Here is a 20,201-nt window from a genome sequence, read left to right as displayed (position 1 = left end):
ATGGAGTCAAGCGCCTGCAGAAAAGGACGTGGGCCTGCGCAGCAGCCACTGCCCGAACGTCCGACGCGGGGGCCGCACCACCACACGGCCGTGGGCCTTCAGACCGACCAGCTCCACTCGCAATGTGACCGGCGTATCAGGATTCGTCGGAGTCTGGCGGTACTTGACCCCGCTGTGTACCAACTGCAGACCATCGGTGTCGACCACGATGCCCGGCCTCGTGACCAGCGTCAGGGTCTTCCCCGTCATGCCCACGTCGATCCGCAAGGTGTCGTGCGTGATCACTGCGTCAGTGAAGTCAAGCGTCACCTCGCAGTACGTCACCGCGAGCTCCAGCCTCCGCGGTACCACCCAGCGCCCCACGCGCTCGACCGCGCCGCTGTGGACCTGTTCGATCCGGACCAGGTCCTTGGCCTCTGCTCCAGGCGCGCCGACCGCAGCCGATACGGGCGGCAGGTCAGCGGTGAGCACGGTCAGTTCGCTCAGAGTCCGCGCCGACAGGGCGGCTTCCAGGCGCTCGTCCAGCTCGTCCGCGGTCAGCAGGCCGTCCCCCGCCGCGATACGCAGCACATCCACCACTCGGTCCCGGTCCGCATGAGAGGCTCGCAGCTCGGGCGACGAGCCGGGGCCGGAGCGCTTCCCGGTGGGTGAAATCTCTCCCGACATGCTTCCGTCCTGGTTCTGTCGAACGTCTCCGCGCGACGCAGGCAGCGGCGCGAGTAGAAGACTAACGCTATATCGCGACATGACTCCCGGCCGGGCCCCCTCACGGAGAGGCGACGGTCAGCGGCGATTCACGGCATGCGGCATCCATCATGCCGAGGCCCGGTCGCGACAACAACCGCATCCCAGGGGCCAGTTCACACCGTCTCGGACCGCTGAGGCAGTTCGCCATCGCCAACTCCCACCACCCCAACCACACCGTGCCGTCCAGGTACATCTGGCCCGGGTCGGGCTTCGTCCGCATCTCGTCCATCAGATGGCGGTCGGCCCGTTTGAATGCCTCGTCACCGAAGAGGGCCACGGCCAGACCGACATCGTCCGGGACGTACGCAGGCCGGCCCTGGACGCGGGCGGCTTCGGTCCGTTCCACCGTCGGGTCCAGACGCTCATGCCCCTCTCGCGCCTGCCGGATCGCCATCTCGCCCTCGCCGGTGGTGGCCGGCAAGGGGACCACGGCCGCGCCCCCGGAAGTGAACCATGCGAGCAGGCCCAGGACGATGGCGGACGCGACAGGCCCCCACCCGCTGCCGGTGAACACCAGGGTCACGGCGAGCGGTACGGACAGGGCCGCGGCAGCCCACCCCCAAGGGCGGCGCCGGCGGAAGGCTGGGGGCGCGGTGGGATACAGGTATCCCTCGTCGACCAGGCGCCGGGCGATCGCGTCCAGGTCCATGAAGCGCAGCACGTAGGGGTAGATGCCGCCCGCGGGCAGACCCGCGTCGCCGACAGCCGCCAGGATTCCCGCCTCCACCTCCGTGGGGTTCTCCGGCGCGGGCCCGTCGGCCCTCAGTCGGGGCGAGGGGGAACTCACCCAGCTGCCGGTGTTCTCCTCCGGGCGGCGGACAAGCGTTCCCCGCGCCACCAGGGAGACCGTCCCCGCCTCCACAGCCCGGTAGGAGCCGCCGGTCAGCAAGGCGAGGGCGACCGGTCCCCGCCTCTCATCGGCGTCCGGTTCAGCGACGGCGTCGAGCACGGCCTTCGCCAGTAGTTGCTCGCGGGTCTCGCGAGCGGCCGCGTATGAGGCCCGGTACTCCACACACACCGCGCCGACAACCACAGCCAAGTACCCCACAAGCAGGAGCCACTCAGTCATGCGGACGAGTGTGCCGGTGCGGGACCGTCGAGCGACAGCGGTTCCACGGCGTCCCCGAAGTCACGTCAGACCGCGGAAGTGCCGGAGACAAGGCCCCTGACCCGCGGCCACGTCGCAACGACTTGCACGCGCGGAGAGCGGTAGATCCCACCCGAGTCGGCGTGGATCTGCTTGATCTGCTCGGCGAGTTCCGCATCGCGGCGGCGCCGTTCGCACGGCTCGCGCTCGGCGCGGCGCCACCGGTAAGCACTTCAACAGCTGGTCGGGGGTTCGGGGCAGCCGGAAGGCGGGCGCGGGATGGCGTCGGCGGCTCGTTCCCGGATGCCTCCTCGCTCACTCGGACCGGCGGTGCGGCCCGGCGACCAGTCTTCGCTCCCGCCGGGCGCATCCTCGCGACGAGCTCGAAGTCACCTTTTGGGCTAAATGTGGCATATGATAGTGAAGTAGCCGTAATCTGTTACCCGTAGCTCGTGACCCGCGGCACTCGTTCAGCGACACCGAGGGCGGGGACCGTAGCAGCGACCGCGAGAGGCCCGAACGGCGATCATGGAGGCCGGTCCGCTCCGCCTTCTCCCTCACCGGCACATCACGCTTCCTCCGCTCACCGGGTGCCCCGTCGCAAGCCCGATCATCCCTGTCCCGATCATCCCCGCATCGGTACAGCATTTCGGGGTGGCTGTTCACCGGACGGCAGGTCCGGATGAGCGCGCCCGCCGTGACCTCAAACCTCCAACGAAGGGACAGCCATGCCCATCACCTACGCAGATCGCGGCCCGTCGCCGTTCGGCGTCGTACAGCCCGGCGCCGGGGTCCGTGATTCCACGGACGGGCGCTGGGGCGCGTTCAGCATCGAGACCTTCGCGAATGTCAACCCGCTGCGCTTCACCCATGAGGACGCCTCCGGCTGGCTGGAGTACCTGACCCAGTTCGGGGACCGGAACTTCTGGTTCGCCGACGAGGGTGTCAAGGTGTGGGCGTACGAGGAGACGTTCGACAACTGGCAGGACCGCTACGGGATGGACGCGGTGATGGCCGTGTACCACTCAGGGCACGGCACGATGCTCCCCGATGGGACGTTCGTCGCCCCTATGGGCGGGGTCTGGAACAACCGCTCAGAGGCCCGCTCGTCAAGCATGCAACTCGGCAACGAGAAGGCCAACTACGTCTTCTTCTCCACCTGCCTGTCCTTGCGCGTACTCGACGGCCACAGCCCGAACCGCACCTGGGCCGCCTCCAATCTCGGCTTCCGGATGCTCTTCGGCTTCGAGACCGTGAGCATCGACGACCCCAACTACGGAAAATACTTCTGGGAAGAGTGGCGCAAGGGCAAGACACTCACGCAGGCCTGGCTGGACGCCAGTTGGCGCATCAGCACCCGCCAGGCACCGTCCGTCGCCGCCTGTGGCGCCACCCGTGAAGAAGCCGTCAACCGCCTCAACAGCGAGCGGTTGTTCTCCGCCGACCACGTCTCGGACGAGTGGTGGGCGTGGCGCTGGTACAACGTGGCCCGCACCGAGCGGCGGCGCACACTACAGATCCCACTCCACCCGGAGGCGGTGCAGCTCGCGCCGCGCGCACTGAGCGACGAACTGGCGACACTCGAACAGCAGGCACAATTCGACGGAGCGGCGCCCGACGAGGTGCAGGTGGATCGGCAAGGGGTGCTGAGCGTTTCCGCCCGCAACCGCACCATCGGCACCGGGCCGCAGGCCAACCGCTGGCTCCAGTTCGCCGAACCCAACCGGGACAACACCGTGCCCATCAGCGAGGACGCCGCAGTGGAGGCCGCCCGCGACTTCGCGGACCAGAACGGCTACGCGGACCTGCTGCTGGAGAGCGTGCACGAGGTGATGGAGTGCTGCGGCACCCGTTCGGGAGAGGTCGAGCAGCCCTGTCTGGTGGAGACCCTGGTGACGTTCCGCCAGGCATTCGGCGGCCTTCCCGTCATCACGCCCGGCCGGGGCGAGGTTCGGGTTTCGGTGGACAACGACGGACGCGTGGTCTCGGCCAACATCTCCACCCGCGAATTCGTCCGCTCCACCGCCCACCTCACCTCCAGCATCGCGGACCCGGTTACCGCCGACGCACACGGGGCCGAGCAGACGCAGCCCGCTGTCCGGGATCCGCAGGAAGCACTCGACGCGGCCCAGGCTCGGGTACTCGCCGAGTTGTCCCTGCGCAGCGACCATGGGCCGGAGCTGCAGGTACGCGACGTGCCGGGCAGCACCGAAGTGGGTTACGAGATCGAAGCCAATGAGGCGTATCTCGTTGCCCGCAAGCAGATCGAGATCGGGCCTGAGGGCGGGTTCGTGACCCGGCGCTGGGTCGTGGCTCCGCTGGCGAGGTAACCAGGCGACAGGGACATTTCGAGGGAGAAACAGTAGCCCCGTCCGGAAGCGCACCCGGCCGGGGCTACCGGTGGCCGGGACGGACGGCCAGCGGAACGGTTGCGGTTCGGCTGCGACAGCGTAAACGTGCACGCCGGCACGGGTGGATGCCCGCGCTGAACAAGCTCAGGCCGCAGGCCGCCTCGCAGGCACTCCCCCGGTACCTCCGGCCTCAGGATGACCTCAACACATAGCCCTGTCGCAGCAGAGCCGAGCAGAACACGTCTCAGCGGCTGCGCATACGCACGCATCCATGCAGGTCAGAAGGGCATCAGCCGACGCAGACGAACCTGGCGCCACACTCGCGAGCAGCAGATTCGGTCCGTTGAGCGAAAGTTGACGCCCCAACACCCCACAAGGAACGTTTCCGCAGGTCAGAGACCCTACGCAGATGGGGCGGGTGGGACTCGAACCCACGGCCGACGGATTATGGAGCCCTTTGAGGATCTTGGCGCGCCTTGCCGATCTACGCTCACCCATGACGTTTTTGCTGGTCAGAGCGGGTAACTCGCGTCGGCTTCCCTTCGTCTTTGTCGGTCTGGTCCTATTCTTGCGTCCCGAACGCTTCCCGAATCTACGCCTGAGGGGGGAGCCCCGATCGGCCTGGGCTGGAACGGCCTCCCTGAGGCACGAGATCCCGCGTCCGCCCCTTCGAGGTAAAATGGGTACCGAAGTGGGCAATCTGATTAAGTAACGTCATCCATGACGCGTCCCACGAGGTTGCCACGAAGCTTCTTTCCTGGCCGAGACAGACCAGGGCGCGGCACTGTTGCAGGCTTTGCACGCCCCGCTCAACTCTCTCGCCCCCTCTTTCATGGACGGGAGGGATGCCAATCCCTGACAGCGCGTTCGTTCATCAGACAACCAGATCGCCCCATCGGCTCACGACCACCACTGTGTCGGCGGCAGCAGCCGAAGCCGTCCAGGACCGTCTCCGGAACCACTCCGCCGCACATCCACCGGCGGCCGTCCGGAAGACGCAGAGGCAGTGACGATGAACCAGTCCGCCGACCCGCGCGGCAGCCCACCTGCTGCCGGCCCACCCGTTCCCCCGCAGACCCCGCAGCCTGTCCGGCCCGCGTCCGAGTACGTACGGCCGCCGGCGCCCTTCCCGCCCACCGTGCCGCCGCGGGCACCGACTGCGGGCCCGTCCCGCTGGTTCGCCTACGACGTCACCCGGTACCTGTGCGCCGCGATGCACACCGATATCCAGCTCGCTCGGCAGGCCGTGGCTCAGATCATGAACGAGCCGCGCCGCGCCGCGGCCTCCTCGCCCGGCGTGGACCTCCGTTGCGTGCTGCTGCACGCCCTGGCGGCCCGCACGCGACAACAGCACCGGGACGTCATACTCACGCTCATTCTGCTCGGCGTACTGATCACGCTGCCGCTCACTTTCGGCGTGTCCGTGATCCTGGGCCTTCTCGTGGCCTGGGTGATCGTGGCCGCCGAACTGCTCTCGGTGCACTATGGAGTCGTCTCCCAGCAGCTGAAGCGGGAGAACTTCGACCCGAAGCACGCGCCCCGACCACCAAACACCAAGGATCGTGCGCGCCTCGACGCGATCGAACTCCGGGACCGCGGCAACGTGGTGGTCTCCTCGCTCTTCGAGCCCTTCGTCGGGCACGGCAATCCGTACAGCATTTGGTCGTTCGCGCTGAACACGGCACGTCCCGAGACGGGTAAACAAGTCATCCCGTTCACCGTCCACGAGCTCAACGACCATATCGCCGCCCGGGTCGGGGCCCTCCATCTGCCTGGCATGGACCTGGCCGACATGCTCCTGGTCAACGGGGCGGACCTGCTGCTCGCAGTGGAAGACCGTACGCGTGCCGAAGTGCTCCGCAACCTGGCTGGACCGCCCGCGGCGCACGTCTCGCAGGAGCTTCTGCGCGCGTTGCGCGAGGACGGCAAAGGCCGGGCGCGACCCTATCTGGCGATCCGTGTCGCCGGATGGAGCGGCGAACTGGTCAGCACCCTGTTCCTGAGGTGTGCGCTGCTGCCCGACCGCCAAATGGTGTTCATCGAGGGCAGCAACTATCTGCTCGCGCCCGTACGTGAGCAGTACCGCGCCGTGGACTCACTGCTGGATGCTCCCACCTTTCGGCAATGGAGCAAGCTGGTGGGCCAAGCGGGCCTGCGCACCCCGATACTGCTGTTCCGCGCCCCCTTCTCGGTCATCGAGGATCTCTTCGCACCACTCTTCGAGAGGCGCAAGCAGCGCCGCCAGGAGCGTTGGATCCGCTCGCGCTCCTTCAACTACGGGGCTGCGTTCAGTCTCAGGGAGGCAGCGAGCGATCGGCTCTACTACCGCTACTTCCAGATGCTGGACCGGGAGCTGTACGCCAAGACGATCGAACACCGTGTTCTGGACGCGCTCGTGGAGTTCATGGAGGACCACAACATCGACTCCAGCGACCTGATTCAGCGGCAGACGACCATTTACAACTCCGGCATGTTCGCGGGGCGCGACATCTCGGTGTCCCGTTCCAGCATTCGAGCCGGAGGCGGCCCTCAGTGGAACAACCCTCAGCCGGTGAAACGAGGATGACGTAATGTCAGATCGCGGGGCAAGTCACGTCAGCGGTATCCAGGCGGGCCGGGACCTGCGGATCGAGCAGAGCACGGTCGCCGTGGGACACTCCGCGGTAACCGGCATTCCGACGCCGTCCGAACGCGAGGCGGCCGTCGAGGAACTGCGCGCCGCGGTGGGCATGTTGCTGGAGCAACTCCGCCGGAACCAGGAGCAGTACGAGGACGGGGCGGAGCTTGTCGACGCCGCGGAGCAGGTCGATGCGGAACTCGCCCGAGACGAGCCCCGCCGGAACATCATCCTGCGCTGGCTCGGCTTCATCGCCCCCGGCGTCCACTCGACGGCCGCGGTCGCTGCCGATGTGGCGGCCATCCAACAGGGCGTCACAGCCCTGTTTTAGGGACCCCAGCGCCGAAGGAACCAGGCTCGGCGGGATTGAGCCGTCTCTGAAGAATTTTGCAATGCCGCTCCTGCCGGTCAGCAGAAGACCAACCTGACATCGACTCAGCAGATTTGAACTGCTCTGCCCACCCGAGCTCCTCGACGCCTCATCGCCACCCGTGACAAGTTCGTCAGGGACTCGGCGCACGAGGCTCAGGGCCCCCTTGGCTTGGTGGTCGCTGGAGCGTGGGGGTCATCTGGCGACGAGGTCGAACTCGTCGCCCTCGGGGTCGGCGAACGTCGTCCAGCGGGCGGATCCCTGGCTGGTGCAGCCGGTTCTTCACCGACGTGGGCTCGGGACCTGGTGGAAGCTCAGCCCAGGGGTGGCCCCGTCCGGGGCGACGGTGGCGAATTCGGGGCTCGCCCCCGAGGCGACTCCCTCCCATCGGCGTCGGCGGGGGCGTCGGCGTCGATGCTCAGTCCGTACACGGTGTTACTCATGAGCCTTGCCCGCTCAGAGCAGGCAGGTTCAGATGGCGGTGCGGCCGCCGTCGACGGCGACGGTCGCGCCGGTGACGTAGCCGGCCTTGGGCGAGACGAGGAATGCGACGACCTCGGCGACCTCGGCAGGGTCGGCCGCGCGCTTCATCGCGGTGGTCTCGGCGAGCGCGTCGAACAGGTCGCGGGCCTCGGGCCGGGTGTAGACCGGACCGGGGGCAACGGTGTTGAAGCGAACGCCACGGCCGCTGTACTCGGCCGTCCAGCCTCGCGTCAGGGACGCCAGCGCGGCCTTGGTCGCGCCGTACGCCGCACCGGTGGCCAGGCCGAGGCTGCCGGCCATGCTGCCAATGTTGATCACGCTGCCCGATCCCTTCGCCGCCATCGCCGGGGCGAACGCCGCCACGAGGAAGAACGGCGCGCGGACGTTGCCGGCGAACATCGCGTCGTAGTCGGAGACCTTCATCTCCTCGGTCGGCGCCCAGACGGCTTGCCCGGCGTTGTTGACCAGAACGTCGATCTCACCGACCTCTGCGGCGAGCCGGTCGACGCCGGCCGGGTCCTCAAGGTCCGCCTCGACGAATCGGGCATGGCCGCCGTCCGCGGCGATCTCATCGACGGTCTCCGCGCCACGCTGGGCGTTGCGGCCGGTCACGACGACAGACATGCCGTCGGCGGCGAGCCGCTTGGCGATCGCCCGGCCGATCCCGGACGTGGCACCGGTGACCAGGGCAGTAAGGGGATGCAGGTCGAGGTTGTCTTCGTGCTCCACAGACATGGGACGCGCCTTCCAGAATTTTCAGCCAGACCTGTCTGTCTGGCAACCCTTCAACCTAGACAGATCTGTCTGCATGCGTCAAGGCGATGATGCGGACAATTGAATACAGACAGACCTGTCCGCTAAATTGTGGGCATGTCGAAGAAGGGGCTCTCTCCCCAGGAACGCAGCGCGGCCGCACGGGCGCGGCTGCTGGCCGCCGCCAACGAGCTGTTCTACGCCGAGGGTGTCCAGTCGGTCGGGATCGACCGGGTCATCGAGCAGGCCGGAGTCGCCAAGGCAACGCTGTACAGCGCATTCGGCAGCAAGGACGGCCTGGTCCGTGCCTATCTCCAGGCACGGCACGCCGCGACCGCCGAGCGCATGGCACGCGAACTCGAAGCCCGCTACGACACCCCGAAAGAGCGCCTGGTCGGCGCGTTCGAGGTACAGGGCCTGTCGTTCACCGAGCCGGGGTTCCGTGGCTGCGCGTTCGTCAGTGCGAGTGCGGATGCCCCAGCCGGCGGTGTCGTCGAACAGGCCGCGCAGGACTACCGCACCTGGCTGCACGAGCTGTTCTTCGACCTCGCCCAGCAGGCAGGTGCCAAGGACGCGAAGTCACTCGCCCACCAACTGGTGATCCTCTACGACGGCGCCGGTATCAGCGCCTGGCTGGACCGCGATCCCGGCGCCGAAACAGCGGCCCGCACCGTAGCCGCCGCCCTGGTCGACGCCACCATCCCGGACTGAGACAGACATACGCCGTTTACTTCTTCCGTCGAAGGGATCCGGCCTCGAATGCCCCGGAGCCCCGGCCGCCGGGTCCGGGGCGATGCCGAGTGCTCACCTGACCTGTTTGGACACGCGTGCCGGAGCTGGAACCGGTGTGCTGGTACAGGGGCAGTCATTGGGCAGTCGTTCCCGTTCCCGGAGAGATCCCGATGAGTACGTGTCGAGCCGCGCAGGTGGCCGCCGCGGACAGCACGGCACCGGACAGCCGACCCCGAAGCCCTCGCCGACGCCCTGCCGGCCGACCTGCACCCGCCAGGCGGCGCCACCGACGACACAGCCCTGGTCATCGTCCGCCTATGACAGACCCACTGCGCAGCGGTTGCCTGTAACGGCTGGAATCCCTGTCCAGGGGCCCAATTTGTTGATCAAGGTCGACAGGCGCGCCGTACGAGGCCCTGCCGGCCCTGCGCGATCCGCTCCGCGGTCCGAGGGGCGTCTTCGGTGAGGTCGAACGCCGACAAGTACAGCAGGAGGGGGTCATCCCTGACAGCGGTGAGCTGGACGGCCGGCATGTCGAGGTCGGCGATACCGAGGTGGCTCCATCAGGAAGCAGCCGAGGGCCCGACCGTAGGCGACCAGACGGTCCGCCGACGCAGCGCCCGGACCAAGCGGCGCAGTGGGTCCGCCGTAAAGCACCGACTCCCCAGTGCGCCGGTCCCCCATCCCGCTGGACGCCGTCGCCGCGCCCCGGGCATCATCTCAACGCCGGTGACAGCCGAGTCGACGGCAACCGACGAGGGCCGCGCGCCGCGGCGACTGTCAGGAGAGCTGGTCGAGCAGTTCCTGACGGTGCGCGGCGGCCCACGAGCCGAGGTGGACGGGCTCTCGGCCGAGCAGTTCCCGGACCGTGCCGGTGGTGACCGCGGAGTAGTCCATGCGGCCCTCGTAGGTCTGTCGCGCCCAGACCAGCGTGCTGGCCGCGTACGCGGCGTCCATGTTGTCGGGCGCGACGTCCAGCCCGGCATCGATCATGCGCTGCAGATCGTCCGGGGTCAGGACCAGCGCGGGGATCTCCTGCCCGAGGGCGGCGCTGAGCGCCTCGGCCACCTCTGCGCCGTTGAGGAGATCGGCGGACAGGTAGTAGTCCTTGCCCGCATGTATGTCGGGGCCGTCGGCCAGGATCTTGGCCACGACCGCAGCGATGTCGTCGCCGGCGATCCAGCCGACCTGCTTGTCGCCCATCGGCCACACCATGTGGCCGTCGCGCAGCCGGTTGATGCCCAGCAGGTTTTCCATGAACACGTGCGGATGCACATTCGCCCAGGCCACCTTGGACCCTGCGATGTAGCGCTCCACCAGTTCGTGCCAGGCGAAGTGCGGGTCGGTGGAGCGTTTGTCGCTGAACACGCCCAGGTGCACCAGGAAGCTGACGCCGGCGTCCTCGGCGGCGTCCACCAGCGTCTTGGTCTGGTGGTTCATCGCCGACGTGTAGCCGGTCATCAGGAATACCCGGTCGATGCCCTCCAGCGCGCCGGGGAAGGTGTCGGGATCATCGAGATCGATACGGACCGCTTCCTTCCCCTCCTTGATCCACTGCTCCACGGTTGTCTCGCTGCGCGAAGCCCGCACCGGGACCGCTCGGCCGGGTGTCGCCTCCAGCGCCTCCAGCGCCTCCAGCGCCTTCACGACCGCCGCTCCGGTGCGGCCGGTGGCGCCGAGGACCAGTACTCGCGGGGTGTCTGTGTTCCGCATCTGTCTCTCCCTTGAGCCATACGAAAGCGATCACTTTCGTATGACACGATAGTGGTCGCTGTCGTATGCTCTGTCAAACCGACCCAGACCTGGAGGAAGAACCGTGCGCACCTGGGCCGAGAACGACCCCAAGGCACGCCTGATGGCGCGCAAACGCGAGGCGATCATCAACGCCGCCCTCGCGGCCTTTCTCGAAGAGGGCTACGGCGGCAGCTCGGTCAACCGCATCGCCGCGAGCGCAGGCGTGTCCATCACCACCCTGTACCGGCATTTCGAGAGCAAGGACGATCTCTTCGTCGCCGTCATCCAGGAGGCCTGCGACACCTCCGCGCAGACCGCGGACCCTGGCTGGCTGGACCTGCCGCCCCTGGAAGGCCTGACGGAAGCGGGCTGCGAGCTTCTCCAACACATCCTGTCCGAGCAGCAGTTGGCGCTCTTCAGAGTGGTGACCCGGGACGCGCAGCGCTTCCCCGAACTCGGTCGCCGCTATCAGCAGGAGATCCTCGGGGACCGCATAGCCCTGTTCACGCGCCATCTGTCCCACTGGCCGACGGAACTGCGCGCCAGGATCAGCGACCCCACACGGGCCGCGCATGTCTTCTCCGCCCTTCTCCAGGCCGAGATCGTGGACACCGCCCTGCTCGGCGGACCGATCCCCGACCCGGCCGCCATCCGCATCCGCTCCCAGGAAGCCGCCAACGACCTGCTTGCCCTCGCCAAGGCCGGACGGCTGTAACCGACGTACACGCCCCTTGGATCATCGGCCTTGACGACCAAGGGGTTCTTGGGCCTGGACACTCGGCTTCGCACCCGGCCATCACCGGCGGTGCGCGAGTGCGGGGACGACCCGCGTCGTGGCAGCGACGAGTCGGAGCGGTCCTATGAACCGGTCCCCCTACCCAGCCTCGGCCGAGCCCGCCTCCACCGCCTCTACTGCATCCACCGCATCGGCTGCCGTCGGCCCGGCAGGGCACCACGGCAGCCCCTGTTGAAGTGGCTGGGGCTCACAAAGCGCCCACCGTCCGGTAATCGCCGCGACGGTGAGGGGGCTCACTGTTCGCGCCGGTCGGACGGACCAGAGCCACCCCCTGCTTGTACGGTGTTCCGGCCGGAGGGCAGGCAACGGGGTCAGTGCTTGGCGAACTGGACCCGGGTGGACTGCACGACGTTCGGCTGGATCGGGAGTGCGTCGACGGTGAGTCGTTCTCCGAAGATGTCGGTGATCCTCATCGTGCCGCCGCATCCCGCGCCGTTGTCGGAGATGAAGTAGTTGTAGGCGGTACGGGGCAGCTCACGCCAGCCGCCGCCGACGCGGACCTCCAGCCGAGCCACCGGATTCCGGTGGCCCATGACCTGGATGCCGCACCAATAGTGGCTGGACCCGGTCTTGTACCGGATCGACATCGTGCCGGGAATGCTGGGGCTCGCCAGCTTCCATGTGATCGCGATCCGGCCGCGTGTGGGGTCGGCGAGTTCGGCGAAGGCCTGCGCACTGAGGTCGATCTGCCCGGGTGCGCACTCCCCTGGGCATTCGTTGGTGATACGGACCGTGATGGACGTTCCGTTGGCCGCGCGGACGGACACATACGCGCCGCACGCCTTGGCCGACTCGTAGTCGGCGGAGTTCATCGCCCCGGTCATGACGTCACCGCTCGGGTCGTAGAGGCAGGCGCCTCCGCCGTCCGAGTCGTAGAAGGTGGCAACTCCTTCGTAGGTGACGTCGGGCCGGATGCGTCCCGCCAACGGTGCGCCGGCGGACGCCGCTTGGGGTGTGTCCGCAGCCGACGGCCTCGTCGACGCGGCGGTCGCGGCGGCGGACGCCGTCGGCGGAGTGACCTTGGCCGACGGCTTCGCCGACGCGGTGGTCGCACTGTCGGAGGGGGTCGGGGACGCCGTCGCGGGCGGGACGTCCGCCGGGGTGCCGACGACGGGCGTGGCTGCGGCGCGCCGGGCGTCGGCCTCGTGGTCGGGCAGGAGCACCACGACCAAGGAGGCGACCACGACCGCCGCGGCCGCCATCAGGAACAGCCACCGCCTGTACACCTGACCTCCTTGACGGCCGTTGACGGCCACAACCCGTTGCGATGGGTGACGGGCGCAGCGATCGTGCCAGACCCGGGGGCACGGCGGCAAGCCCGACTTCGGGGCGTACTTGGGGCCGAGAGCGGTACGGGCGTTACTGAACCCGCAGCCGGGTTGTCGTCCGGATCAGGTGCTCCGGCGTGGTGAACGCTGTGTTGGGATGACACTTCCTGCCGTCGTACGCACCCCGTTCCTGTCGTCGTACGCACCCCGGTTTCCGGGGCTCCCAGGACGGCGGCGGCCCTGTCCTCACCGCACACGGCCGCCACTGCCCTTGTGCCCCTCAGGATCAATAGGCCGTCGTCTGGGACCGCAGATAGTCCTTCAGGAAGGCGTACTTGGCGTCGCTGTCCGCGGCCGGGCGGACAGCGAAGTCGTCGCCGAGTTCCATGGCGAGCGGCTTCGTCGTGCGCAGGGCGGGCCAGGCAGGCAGGGAGCGGCCGTTGGGGTTGCCGGTGGCCACGAAGTTCGCGACGTACGAGGACGTGGTGTCGGCCATCGTGTAGTCGGCCTCGGTCCAGGGGCGGTCGGTGCCGTAGAGGTTACCGAAGAGGTAGTACTTCTCGGCGCCGTGGTAGGCGCCCGCGCCGTTCGCGGGCTCGATCGGGTTGGTGGTGTCGGAGCCGGGAGGGGCGTGGGTCCACCAGTAGTTGTAGATCGGGCTGCGGTTGCCGGCGGTGTTGCGGAACTGGGTGCCCCACAGGAAGGTGGAGACGCGTTCCTCGTCGCGTGCGTAGTTGTTGTACTGTGCGGCCGCCTCCGTGTCGGTGCTCGCCGGGTAGAGCGCCAGAAACTCAGCCGCGCGGTCGCCGAAGGTGGTCGCCGCGTACGCCTCGTACTGGGCGACGGTCATCGCGAGGGTCGGTGAAGCGCCGTTCTCGTCCTTGTTGTTGCCGGTGAGGACGGGCACGTCGACCTCTGCGCCGGACTCCATGGCGGCGGTGTAGCCGGTCGGCAGGACATGGCCGTCCAGGACATTGCCGAAGTCGGTGCCGGTGGCCGGTGCGCCGGGCGCGTAGACCTTCGTCACGATCTCGTCCGCGGTCAGTGCCCGCAGGCCGGCCAGTGAGGAGGCACCCATGTAGTCGGCGAACGCGGTCCCGTTGGCCTCGGCGGTGGCCAACGTGTCGTAACCGCCCGCCACATGACCGAGCGCCGGGTCCTTGGTGTACTGCACTCCGGCCGCCAGCAGTGCGCGGTGGTACAGCCCCCGGGCCAGCCGCGAGATCATCAGGATGTTCACGAACGACGAGCCGTGCGACCAGCCGGCGATGGTGACCCGGTCCGGGTCGCCGCCGAACGCGGCGATGTTGTCCCGGATCCACTTCAGCGCCGCGACCGTGTCCAGCACGCCCCAGTTGCCCGAACCGCCGTGCCCGCCCTCCGCGCTCAGCTCGGGATGGGCGAGGTTGCCGAAGGCGCCGACGCGGTGGTTGTAGGTGACGACGACCGCGCCCTTGGCCGCCAGGTTGGCACCGTCGTAGACCGGCTGCGAGGCCCACATGGCGGAGTTGCGGCCGCCGTAGATCCACACGAATACCGGGCGGCGCTCACTCGAACCGGCCGCGCCCGTCCAGATGTTGAGGTTCAGGCAGTCCTCGCTCAGCGGCGGGACCTTGTCGGCGGCGATGCCGTTGACCGGCTGGGGGCAGGCAGCGCCCCAGGTGTCGGCCGTGCGTACACCGTTCCAGGACGGCGCGGGCTGCGGCGCGCGCCAGCGGTTCCCGCCGGCGGTCGAGGCCGCGTAGGGGATGCCCTTGTAGACGGTGATCCCGTCCAGGGCGGCCGGGACACCGGTCACCAGGCCAGACCGCGTACGCACCGGACGATCGGCTGCGGCGCGGGAGGCGGCCGACGCGGGCCCCGCCGTCAGGCCGCCCAGCAGCGTGGCACCGGCCGCCGCGCCGACGGCGCTCCCGAGTAAACGGCGGCGACCGATCTCCTCGGAGTCGTGGTCGGGATGAGGGACGTCTCGCAAGCTCACAGGAGCTCCCTGTCGGAATGGAGGAAATGGAGGAAATGGAGGAACGGACGCTCCATGTGCACGGCTCGGCGTCCGTTCCGCCTGCGGTTGAGTCGTCCCATGCTGTGGTCGTTCAAGAAGTGGAACAAGCGGTGCCGACCAGACTCACAGCTTCCGCCGCGCACCCTGAACTTGCGCCCCGAAGGGTTGACAGCGCCTGCGTGCCCTTTCCCCTGCCCGGACGGGAACGAGACCCTCGCCTTCACATGTCGAGTTCACCTGTCGAGGACGGCATCTTCTGGGAGGTGTGGGCGGGGTTGGTCGGGGCTGGTCCGGGCTGGTCGGGTTCCGGGTCGATGGACCATGGTCTCCAGCCTTACAGACCGTGCTTTCCGGTGAGACGCTCAAACCCACTGCCGTGCACAAGGGGGGCTGGCCATGGATCGTCTTCTTGCAGATCAACGCCTGAATTTCGGGGACGAGTTGGTCTCGCACAACGCACGGGTGCGCCTGGTGATGCAGGGGGACGGAAACCTCGTTCTCTACCGCACGGACGACGGGGCACCGCTGTGGGCCTCCGACACCCAGCAGCCCGTCTCTCATGCCGTCATGCAGCAGGACGGCAACTTCGTCCTCTACTCAAACGAGGAGAAGCCGTACTGGGCCACGAACACGGACGGAAACCCAGGAGCGTCGATCGTCGTCCAGGACGACGGCAACCTCGTCCTCTACGACAGTCTCGGAACGGCTCTGTGGTCATCCGGCACGGTTCAACGCTTCGGGCCCGCCGCAGTACCTGGGTTTCTGCCGTCGACGCGGGCTCCGCTGTTCAGCAACTCGACAGGTTGGCCGCCCGGCCTCGCTTTGCAGATCAAGGTGATCGGGCTCCCCATCGCGTCCGTCGATGCGACCGGGTTCGGCTTGTGCGGCGGTATGTCATTCCTGGCCAGGGACATCTTCGAGACCGGCACACCGCAGCTGCGCGGACGTGACTCGCGGCAGATCCCCGTCGAGCTGGCGCAGCATGTCCTCGGCCGTCTGCTGCAGAGTTTCACCGGACCTGGTGTGGTGGCCAGATGGCTGTTGGACAGCCAGGCCCTCGACCACGACACCGTGTTCTGGGGCCCCGGCGTCTACCGTCGCACCCTCACCGAGGTCCCCGCCATTCTCGACGACATCGACAACGGCATCCTGTGTCCGCTCGGCCTCGTCCTGGTTCGCTCCTACGCGCCCTGGGACGTCTTCCAGAACCACGTCGTGCTGGTGTGGGGATACGAGAGGCACGCAGACGTGCTCACCTTGCGCACCTACGACTGCAATCGCCCCAACAGGGACGACATCGTCATCCAGCTGGACATCAGCTCTCCCGTGCCGGCGAAGACCATCACCACCAACGGGACGGCGGGTGACACCGCCGGCGAAATACGGGGCTTCTTCCGCATCCCGTACACCCATGCCGACCCCAGCCCCGCCTACATCGACAACGCCACTGTCGGCAGTTCCGTCCACCCTCCGGCCCCGATGGGGACGGGTGCCCGCGCACGGGTCACGGTCACGGCCACGAACGTCGGTTCGACCACCTGGACGGTCGGTGGCGCCTACCGCCTCGGCAGCCAGGCCCCTCAGGACAACACCGTCTGGGGAATCGGGCGGGTGGAGCTGCCGAAGGGCTCGGTGGACCCCGGCGACAGGGCTCAGTTCCAGTTCGACGTCACCGCTCCCGTCACCGCCGGCCGATATACCTTCAGCTGGCAGATGCTCCAGGAAGGGGTCCGCTGGTTCGGCCAACCGAGCCCACCGCTCACAGTTGCCGTCGGTTCGACGACCGGTGTCTGCGAGCAACTGCGCGAGCGGTACCGGGACCTCGCCGGGCAACTCGACGAGATCCGGGGGGAGATGGAACAGATCGACTGGAGCGATCCGTACGAGGCTCGGCGAGAGCAGGGAAAGCTCACCAAAAGGGCCGACACCCTACGGACGCACCTCGATGCCGTCGAGCGCGACCAGCGGACCCACGGCTGCGCCCCCGGCTGACCCACGGGCCCGGCCGGCGTGGATACACCCATTTTCTTGCTTCAACTACGGTTGTTCCGCATGGCCCATACCGAGATCGGGATCACCGCGAGGTTGGTCCGGGACTTGCTGCGCGACCAGCACCCGGACCTGGCCGAGCGCCCTTTGAGGCTCGGCGCGCGTGGCTGGGACAACCAACTGTGGCGGCTCGGTGACGACCTCGCCGTCCGGCTGCCCTGGGCGACGCAGTCTGCCGATGCGCTGCTGCGCAAGGAGCACGCCTGGCTGCCGGCCCTCGCCCCGCACCTCCCTCTGCAGGTCCCCGTCCCGCAGCGCCTCGGGGAGCCTTCCGAGCGGTTCCCACGGCCCTGGATCGTCACCACCTGGGTGCCGGGCGCGCCTGCCGACCGCGCTCCCGCCACGCGCGCTGCGGACGCGGCCGACAGCTTGGCCGCCTTTCTGACGGCTCTTCACCGACCCGCTCCCGGCGGGGCGCCCGCCGGCCGTGGCCGCGGGGGGGGGCGCCGGCCGGCCGTGGCCGCGGGGGGGGCGCCGGCCGGCCGTGGCCGCGGGGGGGGCGCCGGCCGACCGCGCCGAGCAGTTCGCCGGGCAACTCGCCTCGGCCACCGAACTGGGGCTGATCCCCGACCCGGACGCCGTCCGCGCGGTGTGGGAGGACGCCGTCGCTGCGCCTGGCTGGGCGGGCCCGGCCCTGTGGCTCCACGGCGACCTGCACCCGGCCGACGTCCTCACCGCGGACGGCACCTTCTGCGGCGTGATCGACTTCGGCGACCTCTGCGCGGGCGATCCGGCCTGCGACCTCGCCGCCTCCTGGTTGCTGCTGCCGGACGGCGCCGCCGACCGCTTCCATGACGCCTACCGACCGGCCCCGGACGCCGCGACCCTGCGCCGCGCCCGCGGCTGGGCGGTGCTGCGAGCCCTCAGCGGCCTCCTCATCGGAGAGGCCGGCGTCCACGGCCGCCCCGGCGGCAAACCCACCTGGGGCCCACCCGCCGGTATGGCCCTGCGACGCCTCCTCGCGGCGGCCTGCCGTTGATCGACCTCCCACCGTCACAGACCGGCGAGGATCGCGTCGTGCATCGGCGTACTCGCCCGCGCGCAGGAGGAGTTGAGCGCCCGCACCGGCTGTGAACGGGCTCAGTGGTGGCTGAAGGTGATGCAGTCGGGTTTTGGTACGGGTACGGACGCGCCGGTGTCCGTGAGTTGGCCCGAGTGTGGGTCGACGCCGAAGAGGTTCACCGTGTTGCTCGCCTGGTTCGCGACGAACAGCCACCTCCCGCCGGGATGCAGGGAGAAACTCCATGGTGTGAGTCCCGCGCAGGGGATGCGCTGTGTCTGGGTGAGCAGGCCGGTCCTGCGGTCCGTCGAGAAGACGACCAGGGTGTTCTCGCCTCGGTTGGAGGTGTAGAGGAAGCGGCCGTCACGGCTGATGGCCAGTTCGGCGGCGCTGGTGGCTCCGGTGTGTCCGGGCGCGTTGGTCGACAGGCTCTGACGGTGGGTCAGCAGGCCGTCTGCGGGGCTCCAGTGCAGGGTCTGGATGTCCGCGGTCAGCTCGTTGAGCAGGTAGGCGGTTCTACCGCCGGGGTGGAAGGCGAGGCGTCGTGGCCCCGACCCCGGCGCCGTCACGTATGAGGTCGGGCCGGCGGACAGTACGCGGGTGGCCCGGTCGTAGCGGTAGACGAAGACCCGGTCGGCGCCGAAGTCCGGGACCAGCGCGAACCTGCCGCTCGGGTCGATGACCACCTGGTGCGGGTGCGGGCCCAGTTGGCGGGGGTTGGGGCCGGAACCGGTGTCCTGTACTCGGGACGCCACGGCACCGAGTCCGCCGTCCCTGGCGATCGGGACCGATACCGCGGTGCCGGCCGCGAAGTCCGCGACGAGGAGCGTCTTCGAGTGACCGTCCACTCCGATGTACGACAGGCCGCCGCTGCCCGCCGGCGTGGTCTCCGTCTCGATCTCGCCGAACTGCTGAAGCGCGCCGGAGGCGGTGTCGACGCGGAAGACGCGGATGATCCCGCCCTGTTCGCTGCCGGCGACGTACAGGACCGCCCGCTTCGGGTGTGCGACCACCCAGTTCGAGCTGACCTGTGCCACGGGCCCGACCGGCGTCATGGTCGCTCGGGCAGGGTCGAACCGGATCGCGTACACCTGGCCGACGCCCCAGGTGCCGATGTGGAGGAGATCGGCCGTCCTGCTCGGCGCGGCCTCGGCCGGCGCGGCGGCGAGCAGTGGCACGCCCGCCGCGGCGGACGCCGCCATGGCGCCCAGCACCGTTCTGCGGGACGGTGGCCCGGTCGTCGAGTGGGGTCGGACGACAGGCGGAACGTGCGGGTGGTCACTCATCGAGCGGACCTCTCCTTCTTGCTCCCGGGGGTGCCCACGGCTCGGCCCCGCCGCGGTGTCCGACGGCGGGCCGCGAGGCCGAGGCGCTTGAGGGCGTATGTGTCGAGTGCCGTCAGCAGACTGTTCAGAACCAGTGTCATGGCCATGAGGATGATCAGACCGGCGAACTCGCTCGCCGCGTCGAGATTCTGGGCCGCGGTGAACAGTTCGTGCCCCACGCCCTCGGAGGAGGCGATGAACTCACCGCCGATGACCCCGAGGATGGCCAGCGGTCCACCCGTCTTGAGCGCGGCGAAGAAGGGCGCCGCGAGCGTGGGAATCGTGACGTAGCCGAGGACATGGTGCCTGCGCCCGCCCATCACCTGGACGACCTCGACGAGTTCGCGCTCCCTCAGCCGCAGGCCGAGGTAGACGTTGTAGAAGACCACGAAGGCCACGCCGGTCATGGCGATCGTGATCTTCGACCAGGGGCCGATGCCGAAGAACAGCAGGAACAGCGGCGCGAGTGCGATCTTCGGTATGCCGTTGAGGGCCGCGACGAGTGGTTCGAGAACCCGGCCCGCGAGGGGGAAGGAGCCCAGGAGCAGGCCCATCACCGTACCGGCGGCGACACCCAGTCCGAAGCCGGCCAGCACCTCGACGGCGGTCACCTTGATGTCGGTCCACCCGGCCGCCGAGCCGAGCAGCCGGGACAGGGCGTGGGCCACGTCGGTGGGCTTGCTGACCGCGTACTCGGGGACGACGGGGCCGCTCATCAGCTGCCACAGAACGAGGGCGACCACGATCACCGCGAGCCGCAGCAGCACCACGGTGGCGGTGCCCCGCCAGCGGTCGTTCGTCCTCCTGGCCGGTCCGGCCGCGGCTTCGGGCTCGGCCTCGGGCTCGGTCATGGCATTGCCGGTGGCAGTCGCCATGGTCTGCTCCTT

At 68.8% G+C, this 20,201-nt stretch carries 14 protein-coding genes and 1 pseudogene; 7 read left to right on the top strand and 8 right to left on the bottom strand.

What is annotated here, in order from left to right:
- Positions 1 to 6 precede the first annotated feature (6 nt).
- Both RV986_RS51305 and RV986_RS51300 read right to left on the bottom strand, forming a co-directional pair.
- On the bottom strand, positions 7 to 666 hold the full coding sequence (locus tag RV986_RS51305) for a DUF1707 SHOCT-like domain-containing protein (protein WP_475924708.1): 660 nt from the start codon (positions 664 to 666) through the stop codon (positions 7 to 9).
- A 100-nt stretch (positions 667 to 766) separates the two neighbouring features.
- Positions 767 to 1,816, bottom strand: a complete 1,050-nt coding sequence (locus RV986_RS51300; protein ID WP_475923983.1) for a TIGR04222 domain-containing membrane protein — start codon at positions 1,814 to 1,816, stop codon at positions 767 to 769.
- A gap of 746 nt (positions 1,817 to 2,562) precedes the next feature.
- Here RV986_RS51300 and RV986_RS51295 point away from each other — a divergent pair.
- The 3 genes from RV986_RS51295 to RV986_RS51285 all read left to right on the top strand — a co-directional run bounded on the left by RV986_RS51295 (position 2,563) and on the right by RV986_RS51285 (position 7,133).
- Positions 2,563 to 4,164: a DUF6345 domain-containing protein gene (locus RV986_RS51295; RefSeq protein WP_475923982.1), complete on the top strand. Its 1,602-nt coding sequence runs from the start codon at positions 2,563 to 2,565 to the stop codon at positions 4,162 to 4,164.
- Between the two features lie 1,033 nt (positions 4,165 to 5,197).
- A complete protein-coding gene (locus RV986_RS51290; protein ID WP_475923981.1) occupies positions 5,198 to 6,751 on the top strand; it encodes a hypothetical protein in 1,554 nt (517 codons plus the stop codon).
- Between the two features lie 4 nt (positions 6,752 to 6,755).
- Positions 6,756 to 7,133, top strand: coding sequence for a hypothetical protein (locus RV986_RS51285; RefSeq protein ID WP_475923980.1), 378 nt, complete (start codon positions 6,756 to 6,758; stop codon positions 7,131 to 7,133).
- A 510-nt stretch (positions 7,134 to 7,643) separates the two neighbouring features.
- Here the strand turns inward: RV986_RS51285 and RV986_RS51280 are convergent.
- On the bottom strand, positions 7,644 to 8,390 hold the full coding sequence (locus tag RV986_RS51280; protein ID WP_475923979.1) for an SDR family NAD(P)-dependent oxidoreductase: 747 nt from the start codon (positions 8,388 to 8,390) through the stop codon (positions 7,644 to 7,646).
- 135 nt (positions 8,391 to 8,525) lie between these two features.
- On the opposite strand from RV986_RS51280, the gene RV986_RS51275 reads away from it, so the two are divergent.
- The gene (locus tag RV986_RS51275) at positions 8,526 to 9,119 is read left to right on the top strand and encodes a TetR/AcrR family transcriptional regulator (RefSeq protein WP_475923978.1); all 594 of its coding nucleotides are present in this window, start codon (positions 8,526 to 8,528) and stop codon (positions 9,117 to 9,119) included.
- Between the two features lie 801 nt (positions 9,120 to 9,920).
- Here the strand turns inward: RV986_RS51275 and RV986_RS51270 are convergent.
- The gene (locus RV986_RS51270) at positions 9,921 to 10,853 is read right to left on the bottom strand and encodes an NmrA family NAD(P)-binding protein (RefSeq protein WP_475923977.1); all 933 of its coding nucleotides are present in this window, start codon (positions 10,851 to 10,853) and stop codon (positions 9,921 to 9,923) included.
- Between the two features lie 103 nt (positions 10,854 to 10,956).
- Between RV986_RS51270 and RV986_RS51265 the strand changes: the two genes are divergently transcribed.
- Positions 10,957 to 11,589 (top strand): TetR/AcrR family transcriptional regulator, encoded by a 633-nt coding sequence (locus RV986_RS51265; RefSeq protein WP_475923976.1) that lies wholly within the window; start codon positions 10,957 to 10,959, stop codon positions 11,587 to 11,589.
- Between the two features lie 392 nt (positions 11,590 to 11,981).
- On the opposite strand, the gene RV986_RS51260 is transcribed toward RV986_RS51265, so the two are convergent.
- Positions 11,982 to 12,896, bottom strand: coding sequence for an expansin EXLX1 family cellulose-binding protein (locus tag RV986_RS51260; RefSeq protein ID WP_475923975.1), 915 nt, complete (start codon positions 12,894 to 12,896; stop codon positions 11,982 to 11,984).
- A 328-nt stretch (positions 12,897 to 13,224) separates the two neighbouring features.
- Positions 13,225 to 14,919, bottom strand: coding sequence for a carboxylesterase/lipase family protein (locus tag RV986_RS51255; protein ID WP_475923974.1), 1,695 nt, complete (start codon positions 14,917 to 14,919; stop codon positions 13,225 to 13,227).
- A gap of 417 nt (positions 14,920 to 15,336) precedes the next feature.
- On the opposite strand from RV986_RS51255, the gene RV986_RS51250 reads away from it, so the two are divergent.
- Both RV986_RS51250 and RV986_RS51245 read left to right on the top strand, forming a co-directional pair.
- On the top strand, positions 15,337 to 16,932 hold the full coding sequence (locus RV986_RS51250) for a hypothetical protein (protein ID WP_475923973.1): 1,596 nt from the start codon (positions 15,337 to 15,339) through the stop codon (positions 16,930 to 16,932).
- A 60-nt stretch (positions 16,933 to 16,992) separates the two neighbouring features.
- A pseudogene (locus RV986_RS51245) lies at positions 16,993 to 17,968 on the top strand (aminoglycoside phosphotransferase family protein).
- 101 nt (positions 17,969 to 18,069) lie between these two features.
- On the opposite strand, the gene RV986_RS51240 reads toward RV986_RS51245, so the two are convergent.
- On the bottom strand, positions 18,070 to 19,275 hold the full coding sequence (locus tag RV986_RS51240) for a lactonase family protein (protein WP_475923972.1): 1,206 nt from the start codon (positions 19,273 to 19,275) through the stop codon (positions 18,070 to 18,072).
- Entirely contained in the window at positions 19,272 to 20,189 is a 918-nt protein-coding gene (locus RV986_RS51235; RefSeq protein ID WP_475923971.1) for an ABC transporter permease, read from the bottom strand. Before RV986_RS51235 ends, RV986_RS51240 begins: the two co-directional genes overlap by 4 nt.
- Between the last annotated feature and the right edge of the window lie 12 nt (positions 20,190 to 20,201).

The sequence above is a fragment of the Streptomyces sp. RLA012 genome, assembly GCF_056270325.1.
Note: the sequence above shows the minus strand (reverse complement) of the source record. Positions and strands in the feature narration are given on the sequence as shown.

Coding starts and splice junctions, on each gene's coding strand:
- RV986_RS51305 (WP_475924708.1), bottom strand. CDS start 666: ATGTCGGGAGAGATTTCACCCACCGGGAAGCGCTCCGGCCCCGGCTCG.
- RV986_RS51300 (WP_475923983.1), bottom strand. CDS start 1,816: ATGACTGAGTGGCTCCTGCTTGTGGGGTACTTGGCTGTGGTTGTCGGC.
- RV986_RS51295 (WP_475923982.1), top strand. CDS start 2,563: ATGCCCATCACCTACGCAGATCGCGGCCCGTCGCCGTTCGGCGTCGTA.
- RV986_RS51290 (WP_475923981.1), top strand. CDS start 5,198: ATGAACCAGTCCGCCGACCCGCGCGGCAGCCCACCTGCTGCCGGCCCA.
- RV986_RS51285 (WP_475923980.1), top strand. CDS start 6,756: ATGTCAGATCGCGGGGCAAGTCACGTCAGCGGTATCCAGGCGGGCCGG.
- RV986_RS51280 (WP_475923979.1), bottom strand. CDS start 8,390: ATGTCTGTGGAGCACGAAGACAACCTCGACCTGCATCCCCTTACTGCC.
- RV986_RS51275 (WP_475923978.1), top strand. CDS start 8,526: ATGTCGAAGAAGGGGCTCTCTCCCCAGGAACGCAGCGCGGCCGCACGG.
- RV986_RS51270 (WP_475923977.1), bottom strand. CDS start 10,853: ATGCGGAACACAGACACCCCGCGAGTACTGGTCCTCGGCGCCACCGGC.
- RV986_RS51250 (WP_475923973.1), top strand. CDS start 15,337: ATGGATCGTCTTCTTGCAGATCAACGCCTGAATTTCGGGGACGAGTTG.
- RV986_RS51240 (WP_475923972.1), bottom strand. CDS start 19,275: ATGAGTGACCACCCGCACGTTCCGCCTGTCGTCCGACCCCACTCGACG.
- RV986_RS51235 (WP_475923971.1), bottom strand. CDS start 20,189: ATGGCGACTGCCACCGGCAATGCCATGACCGAGCCCGAGGCCGAGCCC.